This window comes from Desulfosporosinus sp. OT (assembly GCF_000224515.1).
GTDB lineage: Bacteria > Bacillota > Desulfitobacteriia > Desulfitobacteriales > Desulfitobacteriaceae > Desulfosporosinus.
The window spans coordinates 1-26,359 of the sequence record NZ_AGAF01000222.1; the positions used below are offsets into that span (position 1 = coordinate 1).

Below are 26,359 nucleotides of genomic sequence, written 5' to 3' on the forward strand. Positions count from 1 at the left end.
GTGGTAGACAGTTTAAATAATAAAACTGTTTATAACAAGGAGGAGCTTTTTTATGTCCCACAAAGCTAAAATATCAGGTCCTGAAAGGATAGTTGCGATTGAAAAATATCTTCGTGGGGAAGATTCACTTAATCATTTAGCCACCCTACTAGGTGTTTCCTATACAGCTATCAAACAATGGCTTCAAACTTTTCAATCGTTAGGGCCAAATGGCCTGCTTAATACATCCAAAAATACTGCTTATCCCACAGGATTGAAAACTACAGCTGTCAAGGATTACCTGGCTGGTGGCGGTTCTCACATGGAAATATGTAAAAAATATGGTATTAAGTCAACTCGCCAGTTGCGCAACTGGATTTTGAAATATAATGGTCATGAGAAGTTGAAAACTTCTGGAACAGGAGGAACGACAATCATGACTAAAGGACGAGCAACTACCTACGATGAAAGAGTTGAAATAGTCAAATACTGTATTGAACATCAAAACGACTATGCCGAAACAGCATCTAAATTTCAGGTTTCCTATCAACAAGTTTATTTCTGGACAAATAAATACTTAAAATATGGTGTGGGCAAACTTCAAGACAGACGTGGGAAAAGAAAATCTGAGGATGAGATGTCCGAAGTAGAGAAACTAAGGGCACAGAACAAGCTACTAGAGGCTGAGAACAGAAGAAAGCAGATGGAAATAGATTTACTAAAAAAGCTGGACGAGATAGAAAGGAGACGGTTCTAAGCCAGGTAAAATATGAAACGATATATCTAGCGATACGTGATCTGAATAAAACAGAATTATATCCTATCAGTGAACTTTGTGAAATTATTGGGCTACAACGTTCTTCGTATTATAAATGGCTAAACAGGAAAGAAAGCGATAACGAGAAATTTAACAGGGAACTGCTTTCAAAGATAAAGGATGCCTACGAAGAACGGAATGGAATCCTTGGATACCGCCAGATGACAATAAAACTTAACCGGGAACATAATCTTAATGTTAATCGTAAACGGATCTACAGACTTATGCATATCTTAAATCTCAAATCCGTATGCCGCAGGAAGCGAAAAAATTATATCAAATCAACGCCTGAAATTACGGCAGGAAATATCTTAAATAGAGAATTTGAATCCAATGAATTCGGTACAAAATGGCTTACTGACGTTACTGAAATGAAGTATGGCATTCAAAGCAAGGCCTATCTTAGTGCAATCCTTGATTTGGCAGATAAAAGTATTGTTTCTTTTGTGGTTGGGCATTCCAACAACAATAAACTTGTTTTTAGAACATTTGATATAGCACACAAGACATACCTAGCTGCTAAACCAATCTTTCATAGCGATCGTGGCTTCCAATATACAAATAAGCAATTTAAGAAAAAACTGGACGATGCAGGAATGACACAGAGCATGTCAAGGGTATCTAGGTGCATAGATAATGGCCCGATGGAATCATTTTGGGGAACGATGAAATCCGAAATGTACTATCTCAATAAATTCAACACATATGAAGAGTTGGAGTCGGCAGTTATAGAGTATATAGATTATTACAATAAACATCGATATCAGAAGAGGTTAAACAGTATGACACCTTTGGAATACAGGCAATACCTACGTTCGGTAGCATAAAAAATACCAACCATAATTAATGATTGGTGTCAGGAGATTTACAACGTATACAAGATATCAAAGTTAATTGAACGAACTCTCGGGTTAGTTGTCCGGGTGCCACGAGGGATACCGCAGGACGAAGGCCGAGGATATGCTCGCTGGCATCCCATGGACAACAGCGCATGTAACAAGCTTGAGGACCGAAGGAACATTTTCCTCCGCAGAGGACAAATGTTCCTTTTGGCCAGCGCCGAGCGTCGTAACCCGAGGTTTAATCTATTACGTTTAATTCAATCAAAAGTCTTTTTTATTTCCACTGTCTACTTGACAGGGGGCAGTTCAATTGGCTCTGAGGGTTAAAATTTAGTTGTTACGATCCTTCAGTTAATAACTTTATAATACCTGGGGTCACTTCTTCAAGGGTATTCCATTCCGGCCATTTCATGGGTTGATTAGACCAACATAGCGCAGGCACTGGATTCATCGTGTGTCCTTTAACGGAAAAATCTTCGATATTACCATGATCACTGGTCAGAATCCAGGCCACATCTTCTTCCTTAACAACTGAGAGAAAACCTCCGATAAAACTATCAATGCGTTCAACTAATCCTATCACTTCATCCCAAAGTTGCTTGTGCCCTTTAACATCCGTTTGAAAAAATTCATATAACGTAAAATCATAGTGTAGAGCCAAGTTTCCCAAACGCCTACCAGCTTCAAATGAGGAAATAAGCGAAACCGGTTCTCCTTGCTGAACAAGTATTTCATTGGTCATATCTTGATACACCGCTAAACCTGCCAGTAAATCAGGAACACGTCTTAAGCGAACTCCTCCCGCCAAGGCCGACAGAGTTGAGGCCGTATGTGCTCTTTTTCCAGCTGCAACCGCTTGATCATATCCTTTTGTAAATGTATTGGCAAACATGGTCGTCTTACCGAGTTCAGCTAATTGCCTAAAGATACTCTTCTCAGCAATAATCTCAGCCAATGATTTATTAGGATACGCACGAAGATGATGGCCAATCGCCTTGGCCGCGTTTAGCCCCGTCCAAAGTGTTGTCTGTCCCGTTGCACTCTGAGGTGTACCCTCTACTCCTAGCAAAGGGTCTAACGGCCTAAGCACCGTATTCTTATAAGTAATGTAGCGTTTTCCCCAGAGGAGATGGCCACCTAACAATTCATCGATCGAAGGGGTTTCTGCCGCAACAATGGGGTTATCGTCTTTCCCACCAAGTCCAAACCCATCCAAGAAAATCATCACCATGTGCATTTCTCTCTCCCCTTCCCTTTCCTATTGTAGCCAAATTCTCGATAAAACGCCAGTTCATCCTTCGAAGCACGTTACTTCAATTTACCCGCCGGTACTTTCTCACAGATGCGTTACTTTCGGGGAAAATAGTTTGGTCAGGTCTCCCTCAAGTATGTAATTTGTGACGATACCGATGATTAAACCCCAAAATGGTGCTCCGACTCCAGCGATTGAAATACCGGATATAGTAACAAGAAAAGTAATCAACGCGGCATCCTTCTTCTCATCTTCCTTCATCGCTGAAGAAAGACTTGAACTAATTGATCCCAATAATGCTAAGCCAGTTATTACAACGATTAATTCGCTAGGAAAAACAGTAAAAATAGAAACGATCGTTGCCCCAAAAATGCCAAATAAAATGTAAAAGATGCCGCATGAGATACCTGCAATATAGCGTTTATCCGGATCAATATGTGCCTCCTTCCCAGTACAGATCGCGGCTATGAGGGCTGACAAATTGATACCATGCGCGCCAAACGGAGCAAAAATGATTGAGGCAATCCCAGTCGTTACGATGAGCGGATTTGCCGGTATATCGTATCCATCAGCCTTTAACACTCCAATACCTGTAGCATTTTGCGAAGCCATAGTTACGATGCAAAGTGGAATACCTAAACCTATGATTGCATTAAGTGAAAACGAGGGCCTTGTAAAAATTGGCTGAACAAGGGCAACGTTAATGCCACTAAAATTTAATATGTTGAGTCCATATGAAACCAATATCCCGAAAAGTAAACTTGCAACTACTGAATAGCGCGGAAACCAACGCTTGGCCACCAGGTAGCATAAGATCATGGGTAAAGCCAACATCGGTAACTTTTTTAAAGAAACGAAGACATCGACCCCAAACTCAAGTAAAATCCCCGCCAGCATAGCTGTAATAATTGAGTACGGGATTCGCTTCATAAAGGAAGAAAATAGACCCGTAAATCCAAATATTGTAATTATGGCGCCCGAAAAAATGAATGCCCCAATCGCGTCAGAATAAGCATATGCTTTCCAACCCGAAATCAACAAGACAACTCCTGGGGTTGACCATGCCGTTATCACCGGGGCCTTAAATCGAATACTTAGAATAATTGCTGTCAGTCCACTGGCAACGGAAATTGCCCATATCCAAGAGGATAGATTGGCATTGCTTAAGTTCGCTACTTTGGCAGCTTGAAAAATTAGCAGCACAGGTCCCGCATACCCAACAGCAACGGCAATTAAGCCGGCGATAACTGCTGAGATTGAAAAATCACTCTTAATTCTCTTTAACAAGGGAAAAATAGAGTACTCCACGTTCACCACTCCTTCATTTATTTGTCCTGATATGCGTTATAACATACATCTTCTTGTCGATTGTATCACGCGTGCGTTATAACGTCCAATAATTTTTTTAGGCAAATTATGATTACCTTTTTACTAATAGCATTTTTAGTAGTTCTCCAGGATAACCCTTAATTTGAGCAGCATAGAAAAAACACGACTAGGCGCATTGCTCGTCGTGTTTTTAGAACATATGTCAAACAGCTTTATCTTCTAGGAAAAATAGTAAATTATATGATGAAAGCTGATCTGTTTATCCGTTAGATTGCGGTAAATGTGTTCTTTATTTGCCAGATAGCGAATGGCATCCCCTTTATTCAACACATATACATCTTCACCAATGGTTACTTCTAGCACACCTTCAATTAGGCTGATATATTCTTCAACCCCCTCGTCATGAGGATCTGATCTATGACTACAGCTTGGTTCAAGTTCAATAATAAACACTTCAAAGCCTCTATTGCTGTCAAAAATAAATTGCGAAAATATTCTCATCTGCCCATGTTCTTCAATTATAGGAGTTGTTTCTGAGTATTGGATTAAGAGGGTATCTTTATCTTCCTCCCTATTCGCTAACAGTGAGGAAAAAGAGACTTTTAGCCCTGTTGCGATTTTCCAAAGGACGTTTATTGTGGGAGTAGACTCCCCTCTTTCAATCTGCCCTAGCATGGCTTTACTTACGCCTGTTAGTTCAGCAACTTTATCTAAGCTTAGTCTTCTTCTTTTTCTTACATGGTTTAAATTCTTACCGATATTGAATTTTATTTGCATGTTATTCTCCCAAAACAACTCTACCTGACAATGAATCAACTTTACCTGATAATGAACCAATCTTCTGGTATAAATCTTGTCTTAAACCTTCTATAGCCAGAAGAATTTTCTCTTCCATCCCATCACTCTCTTTCAATAATTCATTGGTATGTATATTATACCATAACCTGCCGTTGATATTAGCAATCGCTCCTTTCTAAACGATATTCAGGGAAGGAATTGGTCTTCATCCTCATTGTGGCAGTAAAGCGGTCTTATAGAAATAGCCAATATCATTTTCGCCATTCGATACCGCAGCAGAAACACCGTACAAAGTTCTGAGTAGCATAGAATTATTTGTCAGAACGATAATCATTTCGATAATCTTGATAATTTTATTACATCCAGGTTGCAACTGCCAAGATTCGTAGATTTTCTGTTGGACACTCCAAGAGACTCATTAATACCTTTTACATCACTAATAACTGACACAATGGGAGGGAGGGTATCAACTAAAAATTAGTATTAAATAAAAAAGTCACTTTTGCTTATAAAGTATGTTTTCTCAATTCTTTTAAAGAATAAACTGTTCCTCTCCATTCGATACCCCCTCTACTTAGAATCTTGACCATCGATTTTAATACCGCCCAAAAGTATAATAAAGCCGATAGAGGGTGAATAAAAAAATGCCTTAGAGAGAGACACATATAATTCTTAGAGTAGTTATAAATAACAAACACTGTAATCACGGAAACACCACACAGTACTCTTGCCCACTCAGGTCCAAAGAATAACCCCACAAACGGATACACATGCATAAATAAAAGGAAACAACCCATTGTCAATGTGGCTAAAACACTGTAATTTGCCCCTGCGAATTGATTTTTTTCTACGCCTTTTACCATGGCAAAGAGATTATCATATAATTTTACTGAGATTAAACCTTTGCTGAACCCGTAACTCTGCTTGTGCCCCTTCCTAGCAACTAATTTGCCCAAAGCAAAGTCATCGACAGGCTGCATAGCGATTGCTTCGTGTCCGCCAATGGCTTGGTATGTGGATCTTTTTATTAAGTTGAAAGCACCGAGTCCAGCACTCTTACTAATCATGAATAAAACGGCAATTACTACAGTAAAGAAGGAAATGAAACCTCCGTAGAAAAACCCTTTATAGACAATATCTGGACCGATTGTTAGGTGATCAAGATCGTTTTTCAAAGCATAACCAACGGTTTTCCTTAAACTATTAGGTGAGTATTTAATATCAGCATCCGTAAAAAGTAACCACTCGCCCTTAGACTGTTTCACCCCTTGATAAAGAGCATGATTTTTACCTAACCATTTCGGGGGTAGATCGGTAACTGTAATAACTTGCAGTTGTGGGTATTTAATGTCTAGCTCTGCAAGAATTGCCCCCGTTCGGTCTGTGGAACGATCATTTATAACTATGACTTCGAAATCAGGGTAATCTTGACTGATTAAATAGCTAATAGTCTGTTCAATAGACTCTTCTTCATTACAGGCCGGAATTATTACAGACAGTAGCGGATAAATAATCTCATTGTCAGAGCAACTAGTACCACGAAAAACTGGTATCTTCTTCAAATAATTAAACAGCATTAGCCCCATGTATATCCAGATAATAACATTGATAAAGGCTAGGATTAAAAAAATGATATTCATTACCGCTCCCCCCTCATAATAGTCCTCCAATTATAGGAGTTAGCTGAGACCTACAGTTTCCCCCTACTATCGTTGTATACCCTGTTCAAACAAGCAGGCTAACCTTGTTGGATGCTCAAGTCACATTGCACAGTCAACCCCTCCTATCCAAAACTATATATTGAGTTTTCACTTCAAATAATATTATTCTGTTTACCAAACCTCAAATCCTTCCATTTTTTAAAAACATTGTATGTCATCTATCTTCAGGAAAAAGATAAAAGTATCTTGCTAATCATTAATTATATCAATAGGTCGTTTTAATCTTTTCAATAAATGCAAAAGCGGCACTAGCAAAGTGCCGCCATAAAGGTTGAGTTGTGTAGACTCGTCCAGCTAACGCTGAACATTAGGGCTGAATAGGTGGGGTGAACATACCCTGTGTGATGAAAATCATTCGTACGGTGCAGAGATAACAGTGGACGGCGATAGTGTATAGAAACAACCTGAAAATGTGCTCAGAATTGCCCTCGTTACTCTGTCTTTTCTCCGAGTAACTGCATTAATGTTTCTTGTTCTTCTCGCAACTTAGCAAGCTCATCAGCTAAATTCAGGGCGGTCAAAACAGCAATTTGGTGAACACCCAAGCGAGGTAACCGTTGAGCGATCAAGCGCATCTTCTTATCGACTTCATGCGCCAAACCTTGGATATAAGTTGCGGTCCCTTCACCGCGAACCACATGCTTTTCCCCAAAAATCTCAACGGTGGTTTTGACTGATTCATGTGTCACACTTTTCCCTCGCTCTCTTTGTACGCCCTGTATTAATCTTTCCCTACTATTTTCGCCGTTCTGCCCCGAACTCCTGCTGAATTCCCTCTAGAATACGTGAATTCAGCAGATTTACTTCTTCATCAGTCAACGTACGTTCTAAGGACTGGTAACGCAACGCAAAGGCTAGGCTTTTGTGATCATCCGGTATAGGTTTTCCTCTATAGACGTCAAAAATTTCGACTTGTTGTAACAATTCTCCGCCGAGTTTCCGCATCTTAGACATGACTGCTTCAGCTGCGGTCTCACTGGCTACGACTATGGCTATATCCCTTTGAATAGCAGGAAAACGTGGGATAGAGTGAGCACGAACCGTTTGCCGCATCCGCTCAAACAGTGGGTTAAACTCTAATTCGAATAACACCACTCGCTCGAGCTCCCACTCCTTCTCCAATGAGGGATGCATTTCCCCAAGGAATCCAATACACTGGTTCTGGAGATAAATGTCAGCCGAACGCCCAGGATGGAGCAAACCTTGGTTCTCAGCTAGACGATATTCTAGTTTAAGGCCAAATTCCAGAGCCACCTCTTCTAAAATTCCCTTAAGATAATAGAAATCATAATTGACAGGTTGGTTTAGCCAATGCCTTCCGCTCTTGCCTACAGCAACCCCGGCCACTCGTAATTCTTCCCGAGGGAGTTTCTGTAAAGGTTGCTCTTCTCCCCAATACGTATTCCCAATCTCAAAAATACTCACATCGGTGTTGCGACGCGCAACATTCCTGGCGGATACATCAAGAAGTCCCGGTACAAGTGAGGTTCTCATAACGCCGAGTTCTTCCCGTAAAGGGTTGAGCAAAGGAATTGAATGCTTTGCGCTACCCCACTGGGCATCTGCTTCCGCACGAGTGAACGTATAGGTGATTACCTCATCCATCCCGGCTTGGGCTAGTGCCTTACGAAGCCTACGTCGAAACTCCTGTTCAGGAGTTCTCCTACCTTGCGTCAGATCTCCTTGCGGCAGAGTTGTCGGTATTCGATCATAGCCGATCAGACGAGCAACTTCCTCCATAAGATCTTCTTCGATTTCAATGTCTGCGCGGTAGGTTGGAATACTAACTTTGAATAATCCTTCTTGTTCCGTATATGCAAAGTTTAAGTCATCCAAGACTTGGCGAATCTCTGCTGTCTCAAGCTCTGCGCCTAGTACGGTTGAGGTATGTGAGGCAGATAGACTGACCTGGCGCTGCGGAGGAAGGTTCTTCACTACATCCACGAGCGCAACTGGTCGACCCGCTCCTAAATCCAGCAGCAAATCACAAACCCTTCCCAGGGTGGCCACGATTCCGTAGGCATCAATACCCTTTTCAAAGCGATTGGACGCCTCTGACCTAAGTCCTAAACGCCGGCTTGTCCGACGGACACTGACTCCGGAAAAATGCGCGGATTCGATCATTAACCGCTTAGTATCCTTCGTCACCTCACTGTCTAACCCACCCATTACACCGGCAACTGCCAAAGGCTGGGCGTCATCTGCAATGAGTAGTGTATCTGTTTGTAGTGTCCGCTCCACTCCATCTAAAGTGACAATTTTTTCTCCCGGATATGCAGCTCGGACGTGGATATCCCCATTGATCTTATCCCGATCAAAGGCATGCAACGGTTGTCCCATTTCCAACATACAATAGTTAGTAATATCTACAATATTACTAATAGGACGGACTCCTGAGGCTTTAAGCCGTCGCTGCATCCATTCCGGAGAAGGCGCAATATGAACATCCTCAACCACTAGCCCTGCATAACGCCAACATAATTCTGGCTCTTCGATTATAATCTGAAGGTCCGCAGCCGTGGGAAGAGTAAGGACTTGATTTTGTTCCGTCCATTTCGGCAGATGGGGGATTTTTCTGGTAAGAGATGCGACTTCACGAGCAACATTGACCATTGCTAAACAATCTGGTCGGTTGGGGTAGAGTTCCAAGTCCAAGACGCTGTCTTCACGCCCTAAATATTTGCCAAAATTCTCTCCAACTGGAGCATCGGGAAGTAAAATCAGAATCCCATCTGCACTGCGCTCCAGGCCTACCGTTACATCAAGCAGGAGCTCTTCACGTGAGCACAACATACCTTGGGAGACAACCCCTCTTAGTTTGGACTTCCGAATCGAGAGCTCATTGGGTAGGGTTGAGCCTACTAAGGCTACAGGAACCCTATCACCTACCAGCAAATTCTGAGCTCCTGTGACAATCACCACTACTTCTTGACCCACATTTACGGTACAAACCCAAAGTCGATCAGCATCCGGATGCTTTATTAAACTGACTATTTCACCGATCACAACTTTTTCGAATCCTTTATTCAGGTTCTCGACATCCTCAACTTCAATCCCGCCACGGGTTAATGTTTCCGCTAAATCTTCTGCGCTCTGATCTAGATCAACGAGTTCACGCAACCATTCCAAACTGACTTTCATGACCTTTCCCCCTTAAAACTGCTGCAAAAAGCGCAAGTCGTTATCAAATAAGAGTCTCATATCTTCAATCCCGAATTTCAACATGGCAATTCGTTCTACTCCCATACCAAAGGCAAAGCCCGTGACTTCTTTCGGATTATAACCGCCCATTTCTAAGACTTTAGGATGAACCATTCCCGAGCCTAATATTTCTATCCATCCGGTCCCTTTGCAGAGGCGGCATCCCGCTCCCCCACAAAGCATACAGGAAACATCCACTTCTGCGCTTGGCTCAGTAAACGGGAAAAAGCTTGGTCTTAAACGAATTTCTCTGGATTCGCCAAACATTTGGCGAGAAAAATTCAAGAGAATCCCCTTAAGGTCTGACATTCGGATCCCATGGTCCACAACAAGGCCTTCGACCTGGTGAAACATTGGCGAATGAGTCGCATCGTCATCATTGCGATAAACTTTCCCTGGTGCAATGACTTTTACTGGAAGGTGAGGATGAAGTTTTTCCATCGTTCGAATCTGAACGGGAGAAGTCTGAGTTCGAAGCAGGATTTCCTCTGTGATGTAAAAGGAATCCTGCATTTCCCGTGCCGGATGTTCCTTGGGCAGATTAAGGGCTTCAAAATTATAATAATCGGATTCAATTTCTGGCCCTTCGGCAATCTGGAATCCCATACCCAAAAAGATATCTTCAATCTCTTCGACAACCTGGGTAAGCGGGTGATGATGTCCACGCGGGACACGTGTTCCTGGTAAAGTAATGTCAATCCGTTCGGTGGCCAATCTCTTCTGCAATGCCAGCGTTTCTAACTCCACACTACGTTCTTCCCACGCTTGTTCCAGGCGGCTACGCATCTCATTGACAACTTGACCCATAATAGGCCGCTCCTCAACGCTTAAGCTACCCATTTGACGAAGTAATGCGGTTAGCGATCCTTTTTTTCCGAGGACTTTCACTTTAAGTTCTTGGAGCGCTTCCTGTTTGTCCAGCTCCTTCAGTTGTTGTAGGGTCTCTTCTCCAATACGAAGTATTTCACTCTTCAAGTAAACCACCCTTTCCAAATATATCCTAAAAACTTGACTGACGCCCACACGAAGACACTGTCTTCGCAGGTATTAGCCTTCTTGCAGCCTCCGCGAGGCGGCTGCCAAGTCACCCTTATGCTTAGACGAAGACACTGTCTTCGCACGGGTTAGCCCTACTTGCAGTATATAACGAAAGTTTAAACTTTCTGATAGTATAAAAAAAAGACACCCGTCCCCAGAAAAGGGACGAGAGTCTACTCTCGCGGTACCACCCTAGTTTGGCCAATTCAGCCACACTTAAGCTCCTATTAACGGCGGAGACCGGGCCTACCTACAAATCAGCAGGCCACTCCCAGGCGAAATTTAACCTCTTCAAACAGAGGTGGGTACCTTCTTGGCTGGCTCACAATCTTTGACCATACCTTCCTGAAAAGTAGATACTCCTTTTAACCTGATCATCGCATTATATTGGGTTATTTAAACTATTGCCATATTTACACAAAATTATAGCATATCTCTTCTGCGTTTTACAAGAAACTCCTTTGACGAACAACTTCATAGAGCAATATGCCCGTAGCTATCGCCACATTTAGGGACTCTACACCTTGAGCCATTGGAATAGTAACACGTTGGACATCCGCACTCCGAAACAATGGAGATGGACCCTTACCTTCATTACCAACAACGAGAGCAAGTGGAGCATCTGGTAATACAGTCTGGTAAAGCGAGCTACCCTGAATATCTCCCATAAAGACACTCAACCCTCGTTCTCTACAAAAACCTAAAATGTCTTCCGGTCGCTTGCCGGGCAAGAGGACTAAGGAAAAAAGGGCCCCCATTGTACTTCTCAACACTTTGGGATTGTATAAATCAACAGTCCCTGGTGTCAAACAAACATAACGGACACCCGACGCCAACGCTGTGCGTAGAATAGTACCTAGATTTCCGGGATCCTGAATACCATCCAAAATAAGCAAGACCGAATGCTTATCTATATGTATTTCTGACCATGAATTGTGCGCTTGGCGTACAACAGCTAAAATTCCTTGCGGCTCTTCTGTTGAACTCATTTTACGAAGAACACGTTCATCGACTTCCTCAAAAGGAATTTTTCGTTCACGTAGCGTTTCCTGAATGGAGTCCCACTCCAGCGACTCACGTTTCTGGCAAACATAAACTTTTTTAATCGGGGCATTTCTACACACCGCATCCTCAACGAATCGCCATCCTTCAATCACAAACAGTTGGGCCTCCTCACGGGCTTTACGCCGCTGCAAAGAGACCACATATTTTACTTGCTCATTCTGTAAGGACTCAAGCATCTAGGCCACCTCCGCGAAAGAGTAAAAAGAGGATGCAGTTTTGCACCCTCCGTCGCTAGCTAATTTTCTTTACCCGTTGACTTGTACTTTAGCAACATTAACAATTTCTGTAAACGCTGCTGCGTCGCTGATTGCAAGTTCTGCCAACATCTTGCGATTAACAGAAACCCCAGCTTTCTTCAAGCCATTCATCATACGGCTGTACGATAAACCGTTCATGCGCGCGGCTGCGTTGATTCTGGCAATCCAGAGTTTACGGAAGTTAGCTTTATTATCTTTTCTATGAGCATAAGAATAAGCTAAGGATTTTAATACTTGTTCATTCGCTGGGCGGTAGAGTTTGCTTTTCGCCCCACGGTATCCTTTTGCTAATTTTAATATCTTTTTATGTCGTGCATGCTTAGTTACACCTTTTTTTACACGGGCCATCCCGAAGACCTCCTTTTAAGTCAAATATTATAGATAAGCAATTAAATTGGCAATCCGTCTGGCATCGCTTTTGTGCATTATAGTCGATTGGCGCAAATTCCGTTTTCTTTTCGGTGACTTTTTCTCCAATATGTGACTAGTGTATCCATGCATCCGGACGATTTTACCGGTTCCTGTTTTCTTAAAGCGCTTAGCCGCTCCACGGTGGGTTTTCATTTTAGGCATTTGAGTATCCCCCTCTCGGTAATTAGTCGTGTTTAATTGTGGCCAAAATCATTATCATGTTTCGGCCCTCAAGTTTTGGTTCACGCTCGACGACACACTCAGCTTTACAAAACTCAGCGAGTCTCAAGCATAATGTTTTCCCAAGCTCAGGATGAGTAACTTCCCGCCCGCGGAACATTATTGTCACCTTTACTTTGTCTCCATCCGCTAAAAAGCGTTGGGCATTGCGAGCTTTGGTTTCGAAGTCATGGTCTTCAATGTTCGGACGCAATTTAACTTCTTTAATTTCCATGTTTTTTTGCTTTTTGCGAGCCTCTTTATCGCGCTTGGCTTGCTCATACTTGTACTTACCATAGTCCATAAGTTTGCAGACCGGCGGCTTAGCCGTCGGTGCGATCTCTACGAGATCTAAAGACTTCTCGACTGCTAGGCTCAAGGCATCTCGTGCCGTCATGATCCCGAGTTGTTCCCCTTCCTCGCCGACAAGACGGACATCCCGAACCCGGATTTCATCATTTAGTCTTAAGTCCTTGCTAATAAGAAACCACCCCCATTTAAAATATCAGCGCAAAACAAAAAAGACGGATGAATACCACCCGTCTTCTAAAACAATCGTGAGCACATACTAAGCTCAGGACCAGAAGATACCTTAACAACGTGAGTCGTAAGGTGAGAAGCGGATGGCTTCTGCTTAACATTAAACATTCTACATTAAACACAAATCTTTGTCAAGACTTTATCTTTACACAATCACAGCAAAAATACAAATCTACTTTATGCCATATATTGTGTGGTAATTATTCAGAAACATGCTTAAGCATTTTAAGATGTTGTAGTTCCATCTTAGGCATCTTTGAGGTCAACCTTCAGGATCTTTTTACTCTTTATCTCTTCTTGAATAAGTGAAATAAAGGCATCAACCGTCATTTTCTCCCCAGCATTCCCTTGCCCGTACCGCCGAACCGCTACCGAGTCAGACTCTGCTTCCTGATCCCCTACGACTAACGTAAACGGAATTTTTTCAGTTTGAGCCTCTCTAATCTTATAACCAATTTTTTCTTTGCGTTCATCCACTTCTCCCCTAATGTCGAGTTCATTTAGACGAGAGACTAGGGTTTTAGCATAGTCATGATGTCGCTCACTAATCGGCAAGATACGGACTTGAATTGGTGCTAACCAAACAGGAAAAGCTCCCGCATAGTGTTCTGTCAATAGGGCAATGAAGCGTTCGATACTTCCATAGACAACCCGATGAACCATTACCGGACGATGTTTTTGACCATCCTCACCAATATACGACAAGTCAAATTTCTCAGGCATTTGAAAGTCAAGTTGAATCGTTCCACACTGCCAAGTTCGATCGAGACAATCCTTTACATGGAAATCAATCTTCGGCCCATAGAAGGCTCCATCACCCGGGTTAACCTTGTAATCTATCCCTTTCTCTTCTAAGGCTGCTTGAAGCGCATTGGTGGCCGTTTCCCAGTCCTCATCTGATCCCATGGAGTCTTCAGGACGGGTCGACAATTCCACATTATACTCAAAGCCAAATACTTTATAGAAAGAGTCTACCAATTCGATAACGCCAATAATTTCTTCATTTATTTGAGAAGGGAGCATGAAAATGTGCGCATCATCCTGAGTAAAGTTGCGAACTCGCAGTAAGCCGTGGAGTGCACCTGAAAGCTCATGGCGGTGTACAAGTCCCAGTTCCCCTACACGAAGTGGCAGATCGCGATAACTGCGCAGTTTTGTTTTATACATGATCATACCGCCTGGACAGTTCATAGGTTTTACGCAAAAATCCTGGTCATCGATCTCTGTAAAATACATGTTTTCTTTATAATGGTCCCAGTGTCCAGATTGTTCCCACATCGAACGATTCAAAATAATTGGGGTCTTAATCTCTTGATAGCCGCGTCTCCGGTGTTCCTGGCGCCAGAAATCTTCAAGCGCATTACGTAGAATCATGCCTTTAGGATGGAAAAAGGGGAAACCAGGGCCCTCCTCGTGTAAGCTAAAAAGATCAAGCTCTAGACCCAGCTTACGATGGTCACGTCGTTTTGCCTCTTCCAACTTAAACAAGTAATCTTCTAAATCTGAAGATTTAGCAAAGGCTGTGCCGTAGATACGCTGGAGCATTTTATTTTTCTCGTTCCCCCGCCAATAAGCTCCCGCCAAACTCATAAGCTTAAAGGCCTTAACATTGGCCGTTGAAGGTAGATGTGGTCCGGCACAAAGGTCTGTAAAGTTCCCTTGAGTGTACATCGAGATCGTGGCATCTTCTGGAAGACCCTCAATGAGTTCAACCTTATAGTGTTCACCTGTGTCCCTAAAGTAGGCAAGTGCCTCAGCTCGAGAGACTTCTTTCCGTTCGAAAGCATACTTTTCTTTGACAAGTCGATTCATTTCTTTCTCGATACTCACTAGGTCATCTGGGGTAAAGACATGTTCTGATTCAAAGTCATAATAATAACCCTTAGCGATCGATGGTCCAATTCCTAATTTTGTCCCCGGAAATAGATTTCTCACTGCTTGAGCCATCAAGTGAGAGGTAGAGTGTCTTAAAATATCTAATCCTTCTTCACTATCTATCGTTACGATCTCTACTGCCGCGTTTTCCGTTAGCTGATAAGAAAGATCTTTCAGCTTATCATTGACTTTTCCAGCTACAGCTACCTTCGCCAATCCTCGAGAGATATCAGCTGCCAGTCCCGCGATTGTCGTTCCTTGGTCAACCTCACGAATTGAGCCGTCTTTTAAGGTAACCTGAATCATTGAAATCACTCCTTACCAATTTTTTAAATAAAAAACTCTCGTCCCTACTAGGGACGAGAGTTTACTCCCGTGGTTCCACCCAATTGAAAGGTTATAAGAATGCCCTTTCACTCGATCTCCCTTAACGCGGGGTACGGTTGAGCTTACTTATTTCAGCCCAACACTCCAGGGTGGTTTTCCCCTGTACGCTCGTGAGAAATGCTTACAGCCTTGGCATTTCATCTCTTACACGACCGGGTCAGGCTACTCTCCCTTTCAACGCTTTAAACATGATATATGACTCTAAGATTTAGCATCTTTAAGATAATATTTCGGCATAATTCTCGATTCTTTATTTTATTATAACAATGAATCCTCTTCCTTGTCAAAATTTTTCACATAAGGAACAACCTTGACAATCCTGTACGCGCTCTCCAAAAACACTTCGAATAGTTCGTAGGGTATCTTTGTAACCGTCATATCGAATATGTAGCGTAACTTGGCGAGGTGCTACGGCAATTAAAGCACTGACCAATAAGTCTTCATAGCCCAACTCCTGGACGTTGTCGAGTTGGTAATCCTCCAGAAATTGGTGCGTTACCTTAACCCCTTCGTTGTTATAGAGATGGAACTTCCCTTTTGGTGTCATTCCAACATGCAAAATCTCTAAACGAGGCTTTTGACTATCTACAAAATGTCTTAATAGTTGGATAAATTCCAAGTACTCCTTTTCAATAATGTACTCGTTGATAGCGAATTCCACTGCTTTACCAACATCGCTCTTATACTCTTGCGCGCGGAAACTTAGAAAACCCTCTATGTCAAAAATGGTACTCTGCTCTAAGCAACTCAGAATCTGGGTAACTAGGCTTGTTTTGCGGTTAACACGATATCCCTGAACTTGCCCCAGTCCTTTATTTAAATATTCTAAAGCCTTATTGATCACCATTTTCCAATTATCTTCCGTTAAGTGATGCTTTTTTTGAATTAACTGTTGAACATGCTCCTTTTCCCAATGGAGCAAAATCGTCTCGGCAAGAGCATTTGCCAAGTAATAACGGTGGATTCTTTGAGTTATACTCTCATTTTCTGTTGCCTCTGGCGAAGGGTCATCAAAATTACACTGAATTAGCCACCGTTTTCCTTGTCGTTGTTCAAAAATTTGTAAAGGAAGTTGTTCTTGTTCACACAGTTCGCGTAAGCATTCACATATGCTCTCCCGATATTTTTGGGTTCCTAATTGTACGGAATGTTCCACTGGCATCCCCCCATAGTAGAGTATATGACCTAGTTGAAGTCATATTTCGTTTGGGCCAATCTCTATGCACTTTTCTGCTAAATAATATTTGCAGAAAAGCTGCGGACACTCCTTAATATTTCCAGTAATTTGATGTTTTATTCTCTTCATGTTGGGGACAGTCTATAATGCTTGATCCCATTATCTTGGAACTTAACCTCCTTCGAAGGCATACACTATAAAGGACAGCCTTATAGGGAGAAAATTTGCAATAGGATGTTTTAAAATCCATAGAAAACACAAAAAGGCAGAGCGATACTTCGTTCTAGCCTTTCGTATTGGAGGTTCAACTATTATAATACAAATTTATATTTATACCATTCATTGGAGGGATTTGCATGAATCCTTAGAACAATTCTGAAACTGTGGTCGTAACTCATGGAGAGTTAGTGCAAAGTGGTAGCTGCCAAGACTGAGGGGGTTATAATTCCCATAGGAGTATTGGCCATAAATTGGTCTTGGTGTTGACGATAAGTATGAAGCGGTATCAGCGTGAAAAAAGTGATTCTGAACACCAGAGCGCTAACTGGATGCAAATAGAGCATTTAGAAGGGATAATAGGCCCGTTCTCGGATAGAATAAGGAGATTAAACCACATTGTTCAGTCAATGGTGTGCGTTAACAAGTAATCCAATTATTGATGACGAAAAGCTTCAAGCGGAAAGGAAACCGATGGAAAGGATTTCAACACACCAATTCATGACCTTAGGGGCAGCTGTACTCATGGGCGGAACTTTCCTCCTCATAGCATCGTTTGTTACTGAAGCAGGTGGACGGGATGGTTGGATGGCCGTCTTACCAGCACTCGTTGTGACAATTCCTTACAGCCTAATGGTACTTTCACTTTCTGCAAAGTATCCGCAAAAAAATTTGTTGAAGATTTCAGAAAAGCTTTTGGGGAAATGGGTTGGGAAAATTATTGGATTCATATATATTGTGATCTCTGGCTATTATGGTGGATTACTGCTAGCTTTTATCGGAGTCATCTATGAGCAATCGATTATGCCTTTAATGCCTCGTTGGGTGTTCTACATAGGTGCTCTTCTACTCGTATTCTACCTAGTAAGCTCTGGTATAGAAGTGTTTGCTCGTTTTTCTGAACTTATTTTTCCCATGATTGTGATTGCAATAGTACTTAATATCGCTCTTACTATTCCACGAATTGAACAAGGCGAACTTCTGCCTATTTTAAGCGAGGGAATAAAACCTCTTTTTTTGGGGGCACTTAGAGTAGTACCATTTTCGATGGTATATATACTTTTTTTAGCGGGAATCCTTACTTTTCTACCTGTCGATAAGCAAGCGCTTGGCCAGTTGAAGGTAGGAGTTCGGCGAACTGTTTTTTTAGTAGGAATTTTAGACACTTTGGTTGCCTTAATTCAAATTCTCGTCTTTGGACCAACAGAAACAGTTCGTTTAGCATTTGGTATACTTGAATTAGGGAAGATGGTAGAAATAAGCCGGACGATTTCTGGAGTTGAGTCATTGTTTATGGGGGTCTGGCTTGGGGCTCTGGTTATAAAATGTGGTGCCTTTTATTTTATGACAACCTGGGGTATTGAAACGGTGTTTAAATTAACAAAGTTACCCTGGAAACTTGCCGTAAGTTTCGTATTTTTGGTAATCGCATTTGGATTCACGAGAGGGTATTCTTTGAGTAGAGAACTTGCATTTGTCGAGAGTTATTTGATTTCGCCGTTTGCGTTCGTTTGGATACCTTCCCTTTGGGCAATCTCGCGCTGGAAGGCGAGAGCTAGTATTTAGGCGATCTACTTCTGCCTACTCTTTTTCGGAATTGGAAAGATTATAAAGAATGTCGTCCCTCTAGGACTAGAATCGATATTGATCTTAGCGTTATGAGATTCAGCAATTCTATAGCATGTTGCTAACCCTAACCCAGTCCCATCGTCTTTGGTCGTAAAGAAGGGGGTTCCTAACTTATCGAGATTTTCTGGTGGAATACCACACCCCTCATCTGCAATTGAAAGCACTACTTTATCACCCTCTATATAACTTCTAATAGTTAGCAACCCTTTCTCCTTCATTGCTTCAAGTCCATTGCGGGTTAAATTTAGAACCAGTTGGAAAATTTCTTTTTCATTTAGTTCTATGTTGGGAATTTCCCCAGAAATGAAACAAATCTGCTTATTTCGAGTAAACGTATCTGCCTCTAATAGTGGATACAAGTGATTTAGAATGTCATTTAAGTTTATCGATTGCATTTCTGCTTGTTTTGTTTGGGCCAGGGAAAGGAACTCTGTAATAATCGAGTTTGCACGATCAAGTTCTGAAATCATCAGTTCAAAGGTCTGCTTCTTAGTAGCAAACTCAGATTTCACACCTAAAAGTTGCAGGTAGCCTCGAACAGTAGTCATAGGATTCCTTATTTCATGGGCGATACCAGCGGCTAATTGCCCAATCAGGTTTAGACGGTCCAGCTTAGCCATCTCTTTTTGAATACGCTTTTGCTCGGTAACATCGATTAATCCTGTTATGTGGCATTGCTGCCCATCAAGATAAAATATTTGACTCCAACTAAGGCCATGGCGAATTTTGCCTGATTTAGTGTGAAAGTCAAATTCTACATTCTCAGTCTTGCTCTGTTTCATAAGTATCTTTTTAATCATCTGCCTTTTATCCGATTCTACAAAGAAATCCAATTCTTTTGAAGTGTGACCGATAATCTCCTCCCGAGTATAACCCGTACTTGAACATAATGCCTCATTCACATCTATGAATTTTCCTTCTTCAATAGTTGCCAACATCATCATAATCGGCCCACCATGAAAAGCTTTGGAGAATTTCTCTTCGGATTGACGTAGAGTTTCTTCTGCTAGCTTACGGTCCGTAATATCTCGGAAATAACACGCCACTCCTGTTTCTGTAGGGTACACACTTAACTCTAACCATTTATCACCTAAAGCTTTGGAAATGGTTTCAAAAGTTACCGACCTTTTCTCGTTCATCACCTTATTGTAGTGTAATAATGCGGTATCGTTGGCCTTAAACACCTCAGTCATTTTTTTACCCAATAGCTCCTCCCGAGGTTTTTTGAAGGCAATTTCCGCTGCCCGATTTATATAAGTGAATTGCAAGTCCTGATCCATGGCGTAGAAACAATCCGTCATGCTTTCGAGAATTGAGACCGTCTCTTTTTGAGATTTGATTAATTTCTCCCTCGCCAATTTTTGTTCAGAAACATTCCTATAATAAACAGACAAGCCAAATTCAGAAGGGTATGCAGTAATTTGATGCCATGAGCCCATATGTAAAGAGCCCAGATATTCAAACGTAATGGGTAGACAATCAGATCTCGCTTTTTGAAGATTTTGTTCTAGTAGGGTTCCTTGTGCTTGAGGGTCTATCATCCATAAATTTCTTCCTATAATTTCTTCTCGTGTTTTCTGAAACAATTCCTCTGCCTTATTATTTACAAACGTAAACCGCAATTGATGATCGAGAGCATAGAATCCATCGGGCATATTATTGATAATATCTGCGATAAGTTGATTACTCTTGGCCAGGTCCGCCTCTAATTCTAAATTCTTGGTAAGTTGTTCTAGCCGTTCTGTTTGCATTCGTTTCATTTCAGTAATGTCATTATACGCAAATAAATAGCATTCCTGATCGTCTATATGTATCGTTTCTACAGAAACAATTACTGTACCTGTCGAACCATATTTCGTAACAAGTGAACCTTCAATATTATTAACTGAACCTTGTTCCTCTACAGCCTGAATAAATTCTTCATAGTGACTTTCGGACGAACCAATCTCGATAGGTGTTTTGCCAATAACATCTCCGTATTCAAAACCCTTCGCCTCAAGGTAACGATGATTAACATCAACGAATTTATTGTCAGTCTTCCGAATAATAGCCATCATATGCGGTCCCAGCTGAAATACTTTGTAAAACTTTTCGTTCGCTGCTCTTAACTTTTCTTGTTCCCTTTTCAGATCAGTTGCATCGTTTACAATGGCAACAAAAGCGTTTTCGCCACTTGGCATCTGGAAACTAGATAAGTCCGTCACAAAGTGCTTTCCATCTTCTGTCGTGATTTCTCTATGTTGTGGTTCTTCCGCATTAAGCCATGTTCTATTGGGGTGCAACAAAGGAAACAGGTTTTCAATAAAAGGGTAAGTTTTTAGTTCAGTCTTTATATTTTTGCTGACCATAATTGGTCCATTAGCATCAAAAATCATTATGTTTATAGGACAAGAGTTTATTATGGCGTTTAGAATGGACGCCTTGCTAAAATATTCATAAACCCCATAATAGAAGTTAAATATTATCGTCGTAGCTAACGGGGTAATGATAAAATATGGTCCCGAGACAATTCTTAGAATCGCTTGAGCATGTTTTGCCTGTGGGGGAAAACATCGAATAATTAACAACAGCACAACTGACATGGCTATGCCTACAAGGAACCAAAATACTAGTTTCTTTCCATTTTGTTTACTTCGCAAATTTCTCCCTAAAACAGTTCCAAAACAACCAAATGAAATAATAATTATGATGCCACCCATCGCACCACTTTCACCTAAAGAATATCTGTACAGTGCGCTTATAACCGCTGCGATCAGAGCGGTTACAGGCCCACCAATAAAACCCGCCATTGTCATCGTAATATGTCGAAAATCTAATGCACTACTTGGCATACCAATTTTGCTACTACACATAACAAATATAGTAATTAGACCGAACATGACGCCAAGCAAATAATGGGAGTACTTTCTCTTAAGTAGCAAGTCCAGCATAATGGCAAGACCGCAGAGAAATAAGACCACAATGCCGCTTATTATAAAGTCATAGTACAAAACAGCTACCTCCTTTTGGCAGTATCGCCTTTACAATTGTACATCTAGCCATAGAAGGAATCTGTCACATTATGCTATAGTCGGATTATTAGTGTCAGTTCAAGGCGAATGAAAGGACACTTACTCTGTTTCCCATTCTGAACACTGACAATCACCAGAATGATTTGCAAAAAGCCCCTTTATTGTTTCGTTAGTCTTTTTAACAACGCGGATTTCAACTTCTCCCAATGAAGGTAGTATGGATTGGATTACTTCTAAAATAAGATCCAAGTACCGACTCTCTATCCAATCTTTTACAAATTCCCTAGAACAATTTAATATTAATTTATCGCCCTCTGTGCTTGGTATAACAGGTTTGATCCAAGTATCATATGATTGATATGCAAAAGCATTTTTATTGATTTGAAGTTTCAATCCATACAATTGCAAGAATATTGTTTGAGTTAAAGCTCTTCTAACTTTAGTTTAGTCTGCTTTGCCTCAAATTCCTTATCGTTAAAAATATTACTATATTTAGGCAGAGTAAATCCAACAATAATCAAAATTGTCTTCATGATAACCCCTTATGTGTAATGTAATTATGCCAGTTAGCTTTGATACATCAAGAGTTGAAGCAAGGTACTAAATAGAGGAAGATAGTAAAATAACGTCTTTAAAGCCCTTGTAACCATCTTCACAGGCAAAACCCTATATAACAGGTTAGAACTCCTTGGAAGGCAATTCTAGAGCCTTAGATGCAGGGAATTAAGTTAGCGAATACCTGAGTAGGACAAATTTAATATAATCAATAAAAAATACACATCCCTCTTACTGAGGATGTGTATTTTGCACGGCTGAGTAAGTGATTTTTTGAACGAATTTTGACCGACTACTTATAGATACTAACGAGTCTTTGTAGGTATATAGCTGTTTTGTCGTTCAGCCTCACATTTTTGTCGTCGTTTCAAAATCTCCTGTGATCCGCTTGTACCAATGCCTTAGGCATGAAAAAAGCTCCTCCGAAGAGAAGCCTTAGTGTTCGTATGGTGGGTTTGAGAGGACTCGAACCTCCGACCCCCGCGATGTCAACGCGGTACTCTAACCAGCTGAGCTACAAACCCATGTGGTGCCGATGACCGGAATCGAACCGGTACGGATGTTACTCCGCGGGATTTTAAGTCCCGTGCGTCTGCCAGTTACGCCACATCGGCAAAATTGCTTGGAGGCGGCACTCAGATTTGAACTGAGGAATAGAGGTTTTGCAGACCTCTGCCTTACCACTTGGCTATGCCGCCAGAATTAATAGTGGAGCGGGTGACGAGATTCGGACTCGCGACTTTCACCTTGGCAAGGTGACACTCTACCACTGAGTTACACCCGCATGGTGCCTCAGGACGGAATCGAACCGCCGACACGAGGATTTTCAGTCCTCTGCTCTACCGACTGAGCTACCGAGGCAAATTAGATGGCGACCCCGATCGGACTTGAACCGACGATCTCCTGCGTGACAGGCAGGCATGTTAACCACTACACCACGGGGCCATGATTGAGGTACGATGCACGATGTCCAATGAACAAACACCGATCTCTACCCTCTATAGTCCTAAGCCAAGTTCTAAGGTCCTTGCGAACTACAGATCTTGAACTACGAACATCGAGTTTGGTGGGCGATGACGGGTTCGAACCGCCGACATCCTGCTTGTAAGGCAGGCGCTCTACCAGCTGAGCTAATCACCCGGGAACTGACGATTATCAGTATACACAAAAATACACTCTATGTCAAAGCTTTTTTTAAATTTTGTTTAAGATTCGATTGAAATTTTGATTCCCTCTTATTTATTCTTCTTGAATCTGCAGGAAATATTCAAGAAGAGGAGGAGGATTTAATCCTCCCCCTAATTTACTGATACCTTTTTTTGTTTTACAACATCTTCTATACTAATCGAACGAGTATGTTTGGTGTGTGACCACTGTTTGTCGTTGCGATTTATGAAACCCAAAAAGACAATTGGTATCCAACTATAGATAAAGATAGGATACAGTATCAACCCCACATAGGAACGCCATGGTAACCGGTCGAGAGCTAACGCTGCAACAGGATAGAGATACTGAATAGCGGATAGAATCTGCCATCCGGTCCAAGGCATGACTAACGTGAATACGCGTGTATAGTTAGGCGTAAACGCAGATGCTAAGTTTGTCAACATAAAAAAGGAAGCGATCATAACGAGTGCCGGTTGGAAAAGGTGAATTGCCGCATCAAAATACATGATCTTTCGTTCACGTATTCCTTTGATAATCAGGGGGAAGAAATAACGACCTGCAACATCTACCTGACCCTGAGCCCAACGTTTACGCTGATACCACGATTGAATAAAGGTCAATGGCTTCTCATCATATACCACTGCATCATGTGCCCAAGTTGTCTTAATACCATGGGACAATGCTTTCATACTAAACTCGAGATCTTCAGTCAAGGAAGTTGCTCCCCAACCAAATTCTTTTAAAACATCCGTCGAAATACACATGCCTGTCCCACCCAGAACGTTCGTGAGACGACCTGTATTGTACCTTGCTAGTTGCAATAAACGATTTGTTACCCAAAATGCAATTGAGAAAGTGTTAGTCACCCAAGTATCAAACGGGTTTTTCGAGTCCAGGTAACACTGGACAATTTTATGACCTTGACAAAGTTTACTATTCATTTCAAAAAGAAAGTTTTCCTTTACAAGGTTATCTGCATCGAAAATAGCTATAGCATCATATTGACGCTCCATTTTAAATAAACGATAAAACATCCATTCTAAGGCATAACCCTTACCACGTTTTTCAGTATTAAATCGTCGATGAACGATAGCCCCTGCTTTCCTAGCAATCAATGCTGTTTTATCTGTACAGTTATCGGCTACAACAAAGATATCATAATATTTTTTCGGATAATCGAGTTGGAGCAGATTCTCCACTAAAGGTCCAATGACGGCTTCCTCATTATGTGCAGCCACGACTATAGCAAAACTCTTCTCTGGCGTAAGTATCTTCGTCTCTTGTTTCCGATAGAGTCCAAACATCGAAAGAACAAAATAATAAAAGGTTAAAAAGATTATAATAATTTGGACAGGAAGCATGATGACATCAAATATTTGTGTACTTGTAATCCCAGATAAGAAATCCACAGATTCAACCCCTTTCTAACCAATAAATTTTAACATAGTAATTACACCTATGCAAGAACGGTAATCCGGCAAATATTACAGATTGTCCACATTTTACTTATATTTTCTTCTCTCTTAACTTAGAACATAATATTGAAATAGAAACTATCTCCGCTCAAAAAACTTAAGTAAAAAGAGAATGATTAGTGAGCCACTAAAGATCATGAATATGAAGCTTATTTTAATTCCAAATCCAATTGACTGCCAGTAGACTTCTCCGATACGTGTGCCTGATACAAACGGAACAAATAAACGAAAAATATGTGCAATCCCATCTCCAATTACAACAAAAAGTAATAACCCTGAAATCAACGTTAGTATACCCATAATGCCTGTAGAAGTATCCAATCGCCAACGACGAATTATATCACGTTTCATCCAATGCAATTCTACACTCAAATCATTAATCCATCTTCGCCACATTAATCTCACCTCATATCTATTTTATGAGGGAAATAAGAAAGAGCACACACCTTAAAATAAAAAGTATAAAACCAAAAAATCTGGCTATAATGACGTCAAGGAGGTGGATTATTATGCCAGTGCCGACAAGTGATGGTAAGTTTGTGCATTGTTCCTTTTGCAACCAAAGATTCCGCTTTGGATATGATGCTAGTAACCATGAAAAAGAAAAGCATGCGGATCAATTGCAATCTTTGAGTTAATCGTATGTTAATTTTATAACGTAATCTATGAAAACGGAAGCTATCGAGACAGATGACTTTCGTTTCTTTTTCTAAATGATGACTCACGTGAAGTATTTGTTTTCAAGTCTTTTTCACCTTATAGCTCCTCGAATTTACAAAGCTGAGACTACATATCACCAAGTTACTACCTTATGTGGGTTCTTACTTGTTTCGCAGCAGTGACCAACGTTTCTATGGGTCTGCGCCCCAAGTATCATCGGCCCTGAAACGAAAGGCGGGTGAGCCTTTCGCCACACTGCGTCCCCATACGCATACTCCAGCAGTGTGGATTCTTAACTTCCGTGTTCGGTATACGAAAAGCACGATAGTCTCCAGTGGAGACTATCGCCGAGCCACCCACCCCAAAGAAACACTTCGTGGCGAAGGGAGCTTTTCGCCACACTGCGTCCCCATACGCATACTCCAGCAGTGTGGATCGAACGGGTGGAACCCCAGCCCTAACTTTCGTTCCACAGTATAACTTAACACAAAAATGCTACCTCGTTAGAGGTAGCATTTTGCTTGTTACCTGGCGATGACCTACTTTGCCAGGGGCTTGCGCCCCAAGTATCATCGGCCCTGAAGGTCTTAACTTCCGTGTTCGGTATGGGAACGGGTGGAACCCCTCCGGCATAATCACCAGATGTCTGAGATCTCACTGTTTTTTCAAACCTTGTTCTCTCAAAACTGCACAGAGTCTTCTATCTAGTCGTTGTCGAATGAATTTGAGCCACTTATC

The 26,359-nt window shown here is 41.5% G+C and carries 21 protein-coding genes, 7 tRNA genes, 1 rRNA gene, 1 pseudogene and 2 other annotated features; of the genes and pseudogenes, 4 read left to right on the top strand and 26 right to left on the bottom strand.

What is annotated here, in order from left to right:
• Window positions 1-52 precede the first annotated feature (52 nt).
• The 3 genes and pseudogenes from DOT_RS20720 (at window position 53) to DOT_RS31470 (ending at window position 1,965) form a co-directional block, all read left to right on the top strand.
• Window positions 53-736 carry a helix-turn-helix domain-containing protein gene (locus DOT_RS20720; protein ID WP_009623146.1) on the top strand — a complete coding sequence of 228 codons (684 nt, stop codon included), beginning with the start codon at window positions 53-55 and terminating at the stop codon, window positions 734-736.
• A gap of 11 nt (window positions 737-747) precedes the next feature.
• A pseudogene (locus DOT_RS20725) lies at window positions 748-1,623 on the top strand (IS3 family transposase); the annotation flags it as partial.
• Window positions 1,624-1,719: 96 nt separating this feature from the next.
• Window positions 1,720-1,965 carry a hypothetical protein gene (locus DOT_RS31470; RefSeq protein WP_207637059.1) on the top strand — a complete coding sequence of 82 codons (246 nt, stop codon included), beginning with the start codon at window positions 1,720-1,722 and terminating at the stop codon, window positions 1,963-1,965.
• 10 nt (window positions 1,966-1,975) lie between these two features.
• On the opposite strand, the gene DOT_RS20730 is transcribed toward DOT_RS31470, so the two are convergent.
• The 14 genes from DOT_RS20730 to DOT_RS20790 form a co-directional block, all read right to left on the bottom strand.
• The gene (locus tag DOT_RS20730; protein WP_009623151.1) at window positions 1,976-2,875 is read right to left on the bottom strand and encodes an alkaline phosphatase family protein; all 900 of its coding nucleotides are present in this window, start codon (window positions 2,873-2,875) and stop codon (window positions 1,976-1,978) included.
• A 99-nt stretch (window positions 2,876-2,974) separates the two neighbouring features.
• The gene (locus tag DOT_RS20735; RefSeq protein WP_009623152.1) at window positions 2,975-4,198 is read right to left on the bottom strand and encodes a benzoate/H(+) symporter BenE family transporter; all 1,224 of its coding nucleotides are present in this window, start codon (window positions 4,196-4,198) and stop codon (window positions 2,975-2,977) included.
• Between the two features lie 240 nt (window positions 4,199-4,438).
• A complete protein-coding gene (locus tag DOT_RS20740) occupies window positions 4,439-4,996 on the bottom strand; it encodes an XRE family transcriptional regulator (RefSeq protein WP_009623153.1) in 558 nt (185 codons plus the stop codon).
• A 1-nt stretch (window position 4,997) separates the two neighbouring features.
• Window positions 4,998-5,132, bottom strand: coding sequence for a hypothetical protein (locus DOT_RS32525; RefSeq protein ID WP_282433485.1), 135 nt, complete (start codon window positions 5,130-5,132; stop codon window positions 4,998-5,000).
• A gap of 391 nt (window positions 5,133-5,523) precedes the next feature.
• Window positions 5,524-6,657: a glycosyltransferase gene (locus DOT_RS20745; RefSeq protein WP_009623159.1), complete on the bottom strand. Its 1,134-nt coding sequence runs from the start codon at window positions 6,655-6,657 to the stop codon at window positions 5,524-5,526.
• A gap of 512 nt (window positions 6,658-7,169) precedes the next feature.
• Window positions 7,170-7,427 (bottom strand): cell division protein ZapA, encoded by a 258-nt coding sequence (gene zapA, locus DOT_RS20750; RefSeq protein ID WP_040413094.1) that lies wholly within the window; start codon window positions 7,425-7,427, stop codon window positions 7,170-7,172.
• 46 nt (window positions 7,428-7,473) lie between these two features.
• Window positions 7,474-9,879 carry a phenylalanine--tRNA ligase subunit beta gene (pheT, locus tag DOT_RS20755; RefSeq protein ID WP_009623164.1) on the bottom strand — a complete coding sequence of 802 codons (2,406 nt, stop codon included), beginning with the start codon at window positions 9,877-9,879 and terminating at the stop codon, window positions 7,474-7,476.
• A 12-nt stretch (window positions 9,880-9,891) separates the two neighbouring features.
• Window positions 9,892-10,914 carry a phenylalanine--tRNA ligase subunit alpha gene (gene pheS / locus DOT_RS20760; protein WP_009623165.1) on the bottom strand — a complete coding sequence of 341 codons (1,023 nt, stop codon included), beginning with the start codon at window positions 10,912-10,914 and terminating at the stop codon, window positions 9,892-9,894.
• Between the two features lie 509 nt (window positions 10,915-11,423).
• The gene (locus DOT_RS20765; RefSeq protein ID WP_009623166.1) at window positions 11,424-12,218 is read right to left on the bottom strand and encodes an RNA methyltransferase; all 795 of its coding nucleotides are present in this window, start codon (window positions 12,216-12,218) and stop codon (window positions 11,424-11,426) included.
• Window positions 12,219-12,287: 69 nt separating this feature from the next.
• A complete protein-coding gene (gene rplT, locus DOT_RS20770; RefSeq protein WP_009623167.1) occupies window positions 12,288-12,647 on the bottom strand; it encodes a 50S ribosomal protein L20 in 360 nt (119 codons plus the stop codon).
• A 27-nt stretch (window positions 12,648-12,674) separates the two neighbouring features.
• Entirely contained in the window at window positions 12,675-12,872 is a 198-nt protein-coding gene (gene rpmI / locus DOT_RS20775) for a 50S ribosomal protein L35 (protein ID WP_009623169.1), read from the bottom strand.
• Window positions 12,873-12,894: 22 nt separating this feature from the next.
• Window positions 12,895-13,410: a translation initiation factor IF-3 gene (infC, locus tag DOT_RS20780; RefSeq protein WP_040413095.1), complete on the bottom strand. Its 516-nt coding sequence runs from the start codon at window positions 13,408-13,410 to the stop codon at window positions 12,895-12,897.
• A gap of 29 nt (window positions 13,411-13,439) precedes the next feature.
• Window positions 13,440-13,571: a sequence feature (ribosomal protein L20 leader region), on the bottom strand.
• Window positions 13,572-13,715: 144 nt separating this feature from the next.
• On the bottom strand, window positions 13,716-15,650 hold the full coding sequence (gene thrS, locus DOT_RS20785; RefSeq protein ID WP_009623174.1) for a threonine--tRNA ligase: 1,935 nt from the start codon (window positions 15,648-15,650) through the stop codon (window positions 13,716-13,718).
• A 46-nt stretch (window positions 15,651-15,696) separates the two neighbouring features.
• Window positions 15,697-15,918 (bottom strand) — a binding site (T-box leader).
• A 96-nt stretch (window positions 15,919-16,014) separates the two neighbouring features.
• Window positions 16,015-16,887: a putative sporulation protein YtxC gene (locus DOT_RS20790; protein WP_009623176.1), complete on the bottom strand. Its 873-nt coding sequence runs from the start codon at window positions 16,885-16,887 to the stop codon at window positions 16,015-16,017.
• Window positions 16,888-17,598: 711 nt separating this feature from the next.
• Between DOT_RS20790 and DOT_RS20795 the strand changes: the two genes are divergently transcribed.
• Complete coding sequence (locus tag DOT_RS20795; protein ID WP_040413097.1) at window positions 17,599-18,690, top strand: endospore germination permease; 1,092 nt, start codon at window positions 17,599-17,601, stop codon at window positions 18,688-18,690.
• Between the two features lie 5 nt (window positions 18,691-18,695).
• Here the strand turns inward: DOT_RS20795 and DOT_RS29020 are convergent, their stop codons facing one another.
• The 12 genes from DOT_RS29020 to rrf all read right to left on the bottom strand — a co-directional run bounded on the left by DOT_RS29020 (window position 18,696) and on the right by rrf (window position 26,264).
• Window positions 18,696-21,743 (bottom strand): PAS domain S-box protein, encoded by a 3,048-nt coding sequence (locus DOT_RS29020; RefSeq protein ID WP_009623180.1) that lies wholly within the window; start codon window positions 21,741-21,743, stop codon window positions 18,696-18,698.
• 120 nt (window positions 21,744-21,863) lie between these two features.
• On the bottom strand, window positions 21,864-22,157 hold the full coding sequence (locus DOT_RS20810) for a DnaA N-terminal domain-containing protein (protein ID WP_157998505.1): 294 nt from the start codon (window positions 22,155-22,157) through the stop codon (window positions 21,864-21,866).
• Window positions 22,158-22,766: 609 nt separating this feature from the next.
• Window positions 22,767-22,843, bottom strand: a tRNA-Val gene (locus tag DOT_RS20815).
• Window positions 22,844-22,846: 3 nt separating this feature from the next.
• Window positions 22,847-22,933, bottom strand: a tRNA-Leu gene (locus DOT_RS20820).
• Between the two features lie 9 nt (window positions 22,934-22,942).
• Window positions 22,943-23,017 (bottom strand) — tRNA-Cys (locus DOT_RS20825).
• A gap of 11 nt (window positions 23,018-23,028) precedes the next feature.
• Window positions 23,029-23,103: transfer RNA gene (locus DOT_RS20830), tRNA-Gly, on the bottom strand.
• Between the two features lies 1 nt (window position 23,104).
• A tRNA-Phe gene (locus DOT_RS20835) sits at window positions 23,105-23,180 on the bottom strand.
• 8 nt (window positions 23,181-23,188) lie between these two features.
• Window positions 23,189-23,264: transfer RNA gene (locus DOT_RS20840), tRNA-Asp, on the bottom strand.
• A 119-nt stretch (window positions 23,265-23,383) separates the two neighbouring features.
• Window positions 23,384-23,459, bottom strand: a tRNA-Val gene (locus tag DOT_RS20845).
• A gap of 158 nt (window positions 23,460-23,617) precedes the next feature.
• Window positions 23,618-24,895: a glycosyltransferase family 2 protein gene (locus DOT_RS20850; RefSeq protein ID WP_009623184.1), complete on the bottom strand. Its 1,278-nt coding sequence runs from the start codon at window positions 24,893-24,895 to the stop codon at window positions 23,618-23,620.
• A gap of 144 nt (window positions 24,896-25,039) precedes the next feature.
• Entirely contained in the window at window positions 25,040-25,357 is a 318-nt protein-coding gene (locus tag DOT_RS20855; RefSeq protein ID WP_009623186.1) for a hypothetical protein, read from the bottom strand.
• A 790-nt stretch (window positions 25,358-26,147) separates the two neighbouring features.
• Window positions 26,148-26,264: ribosomal RNA gene (rrf, locus tag DOT_RS20860) — 5S ribosomal RNA — on the bottom strand.
• Window positions 26,265-26,359 lie beyond the last annotated feature (95 nt).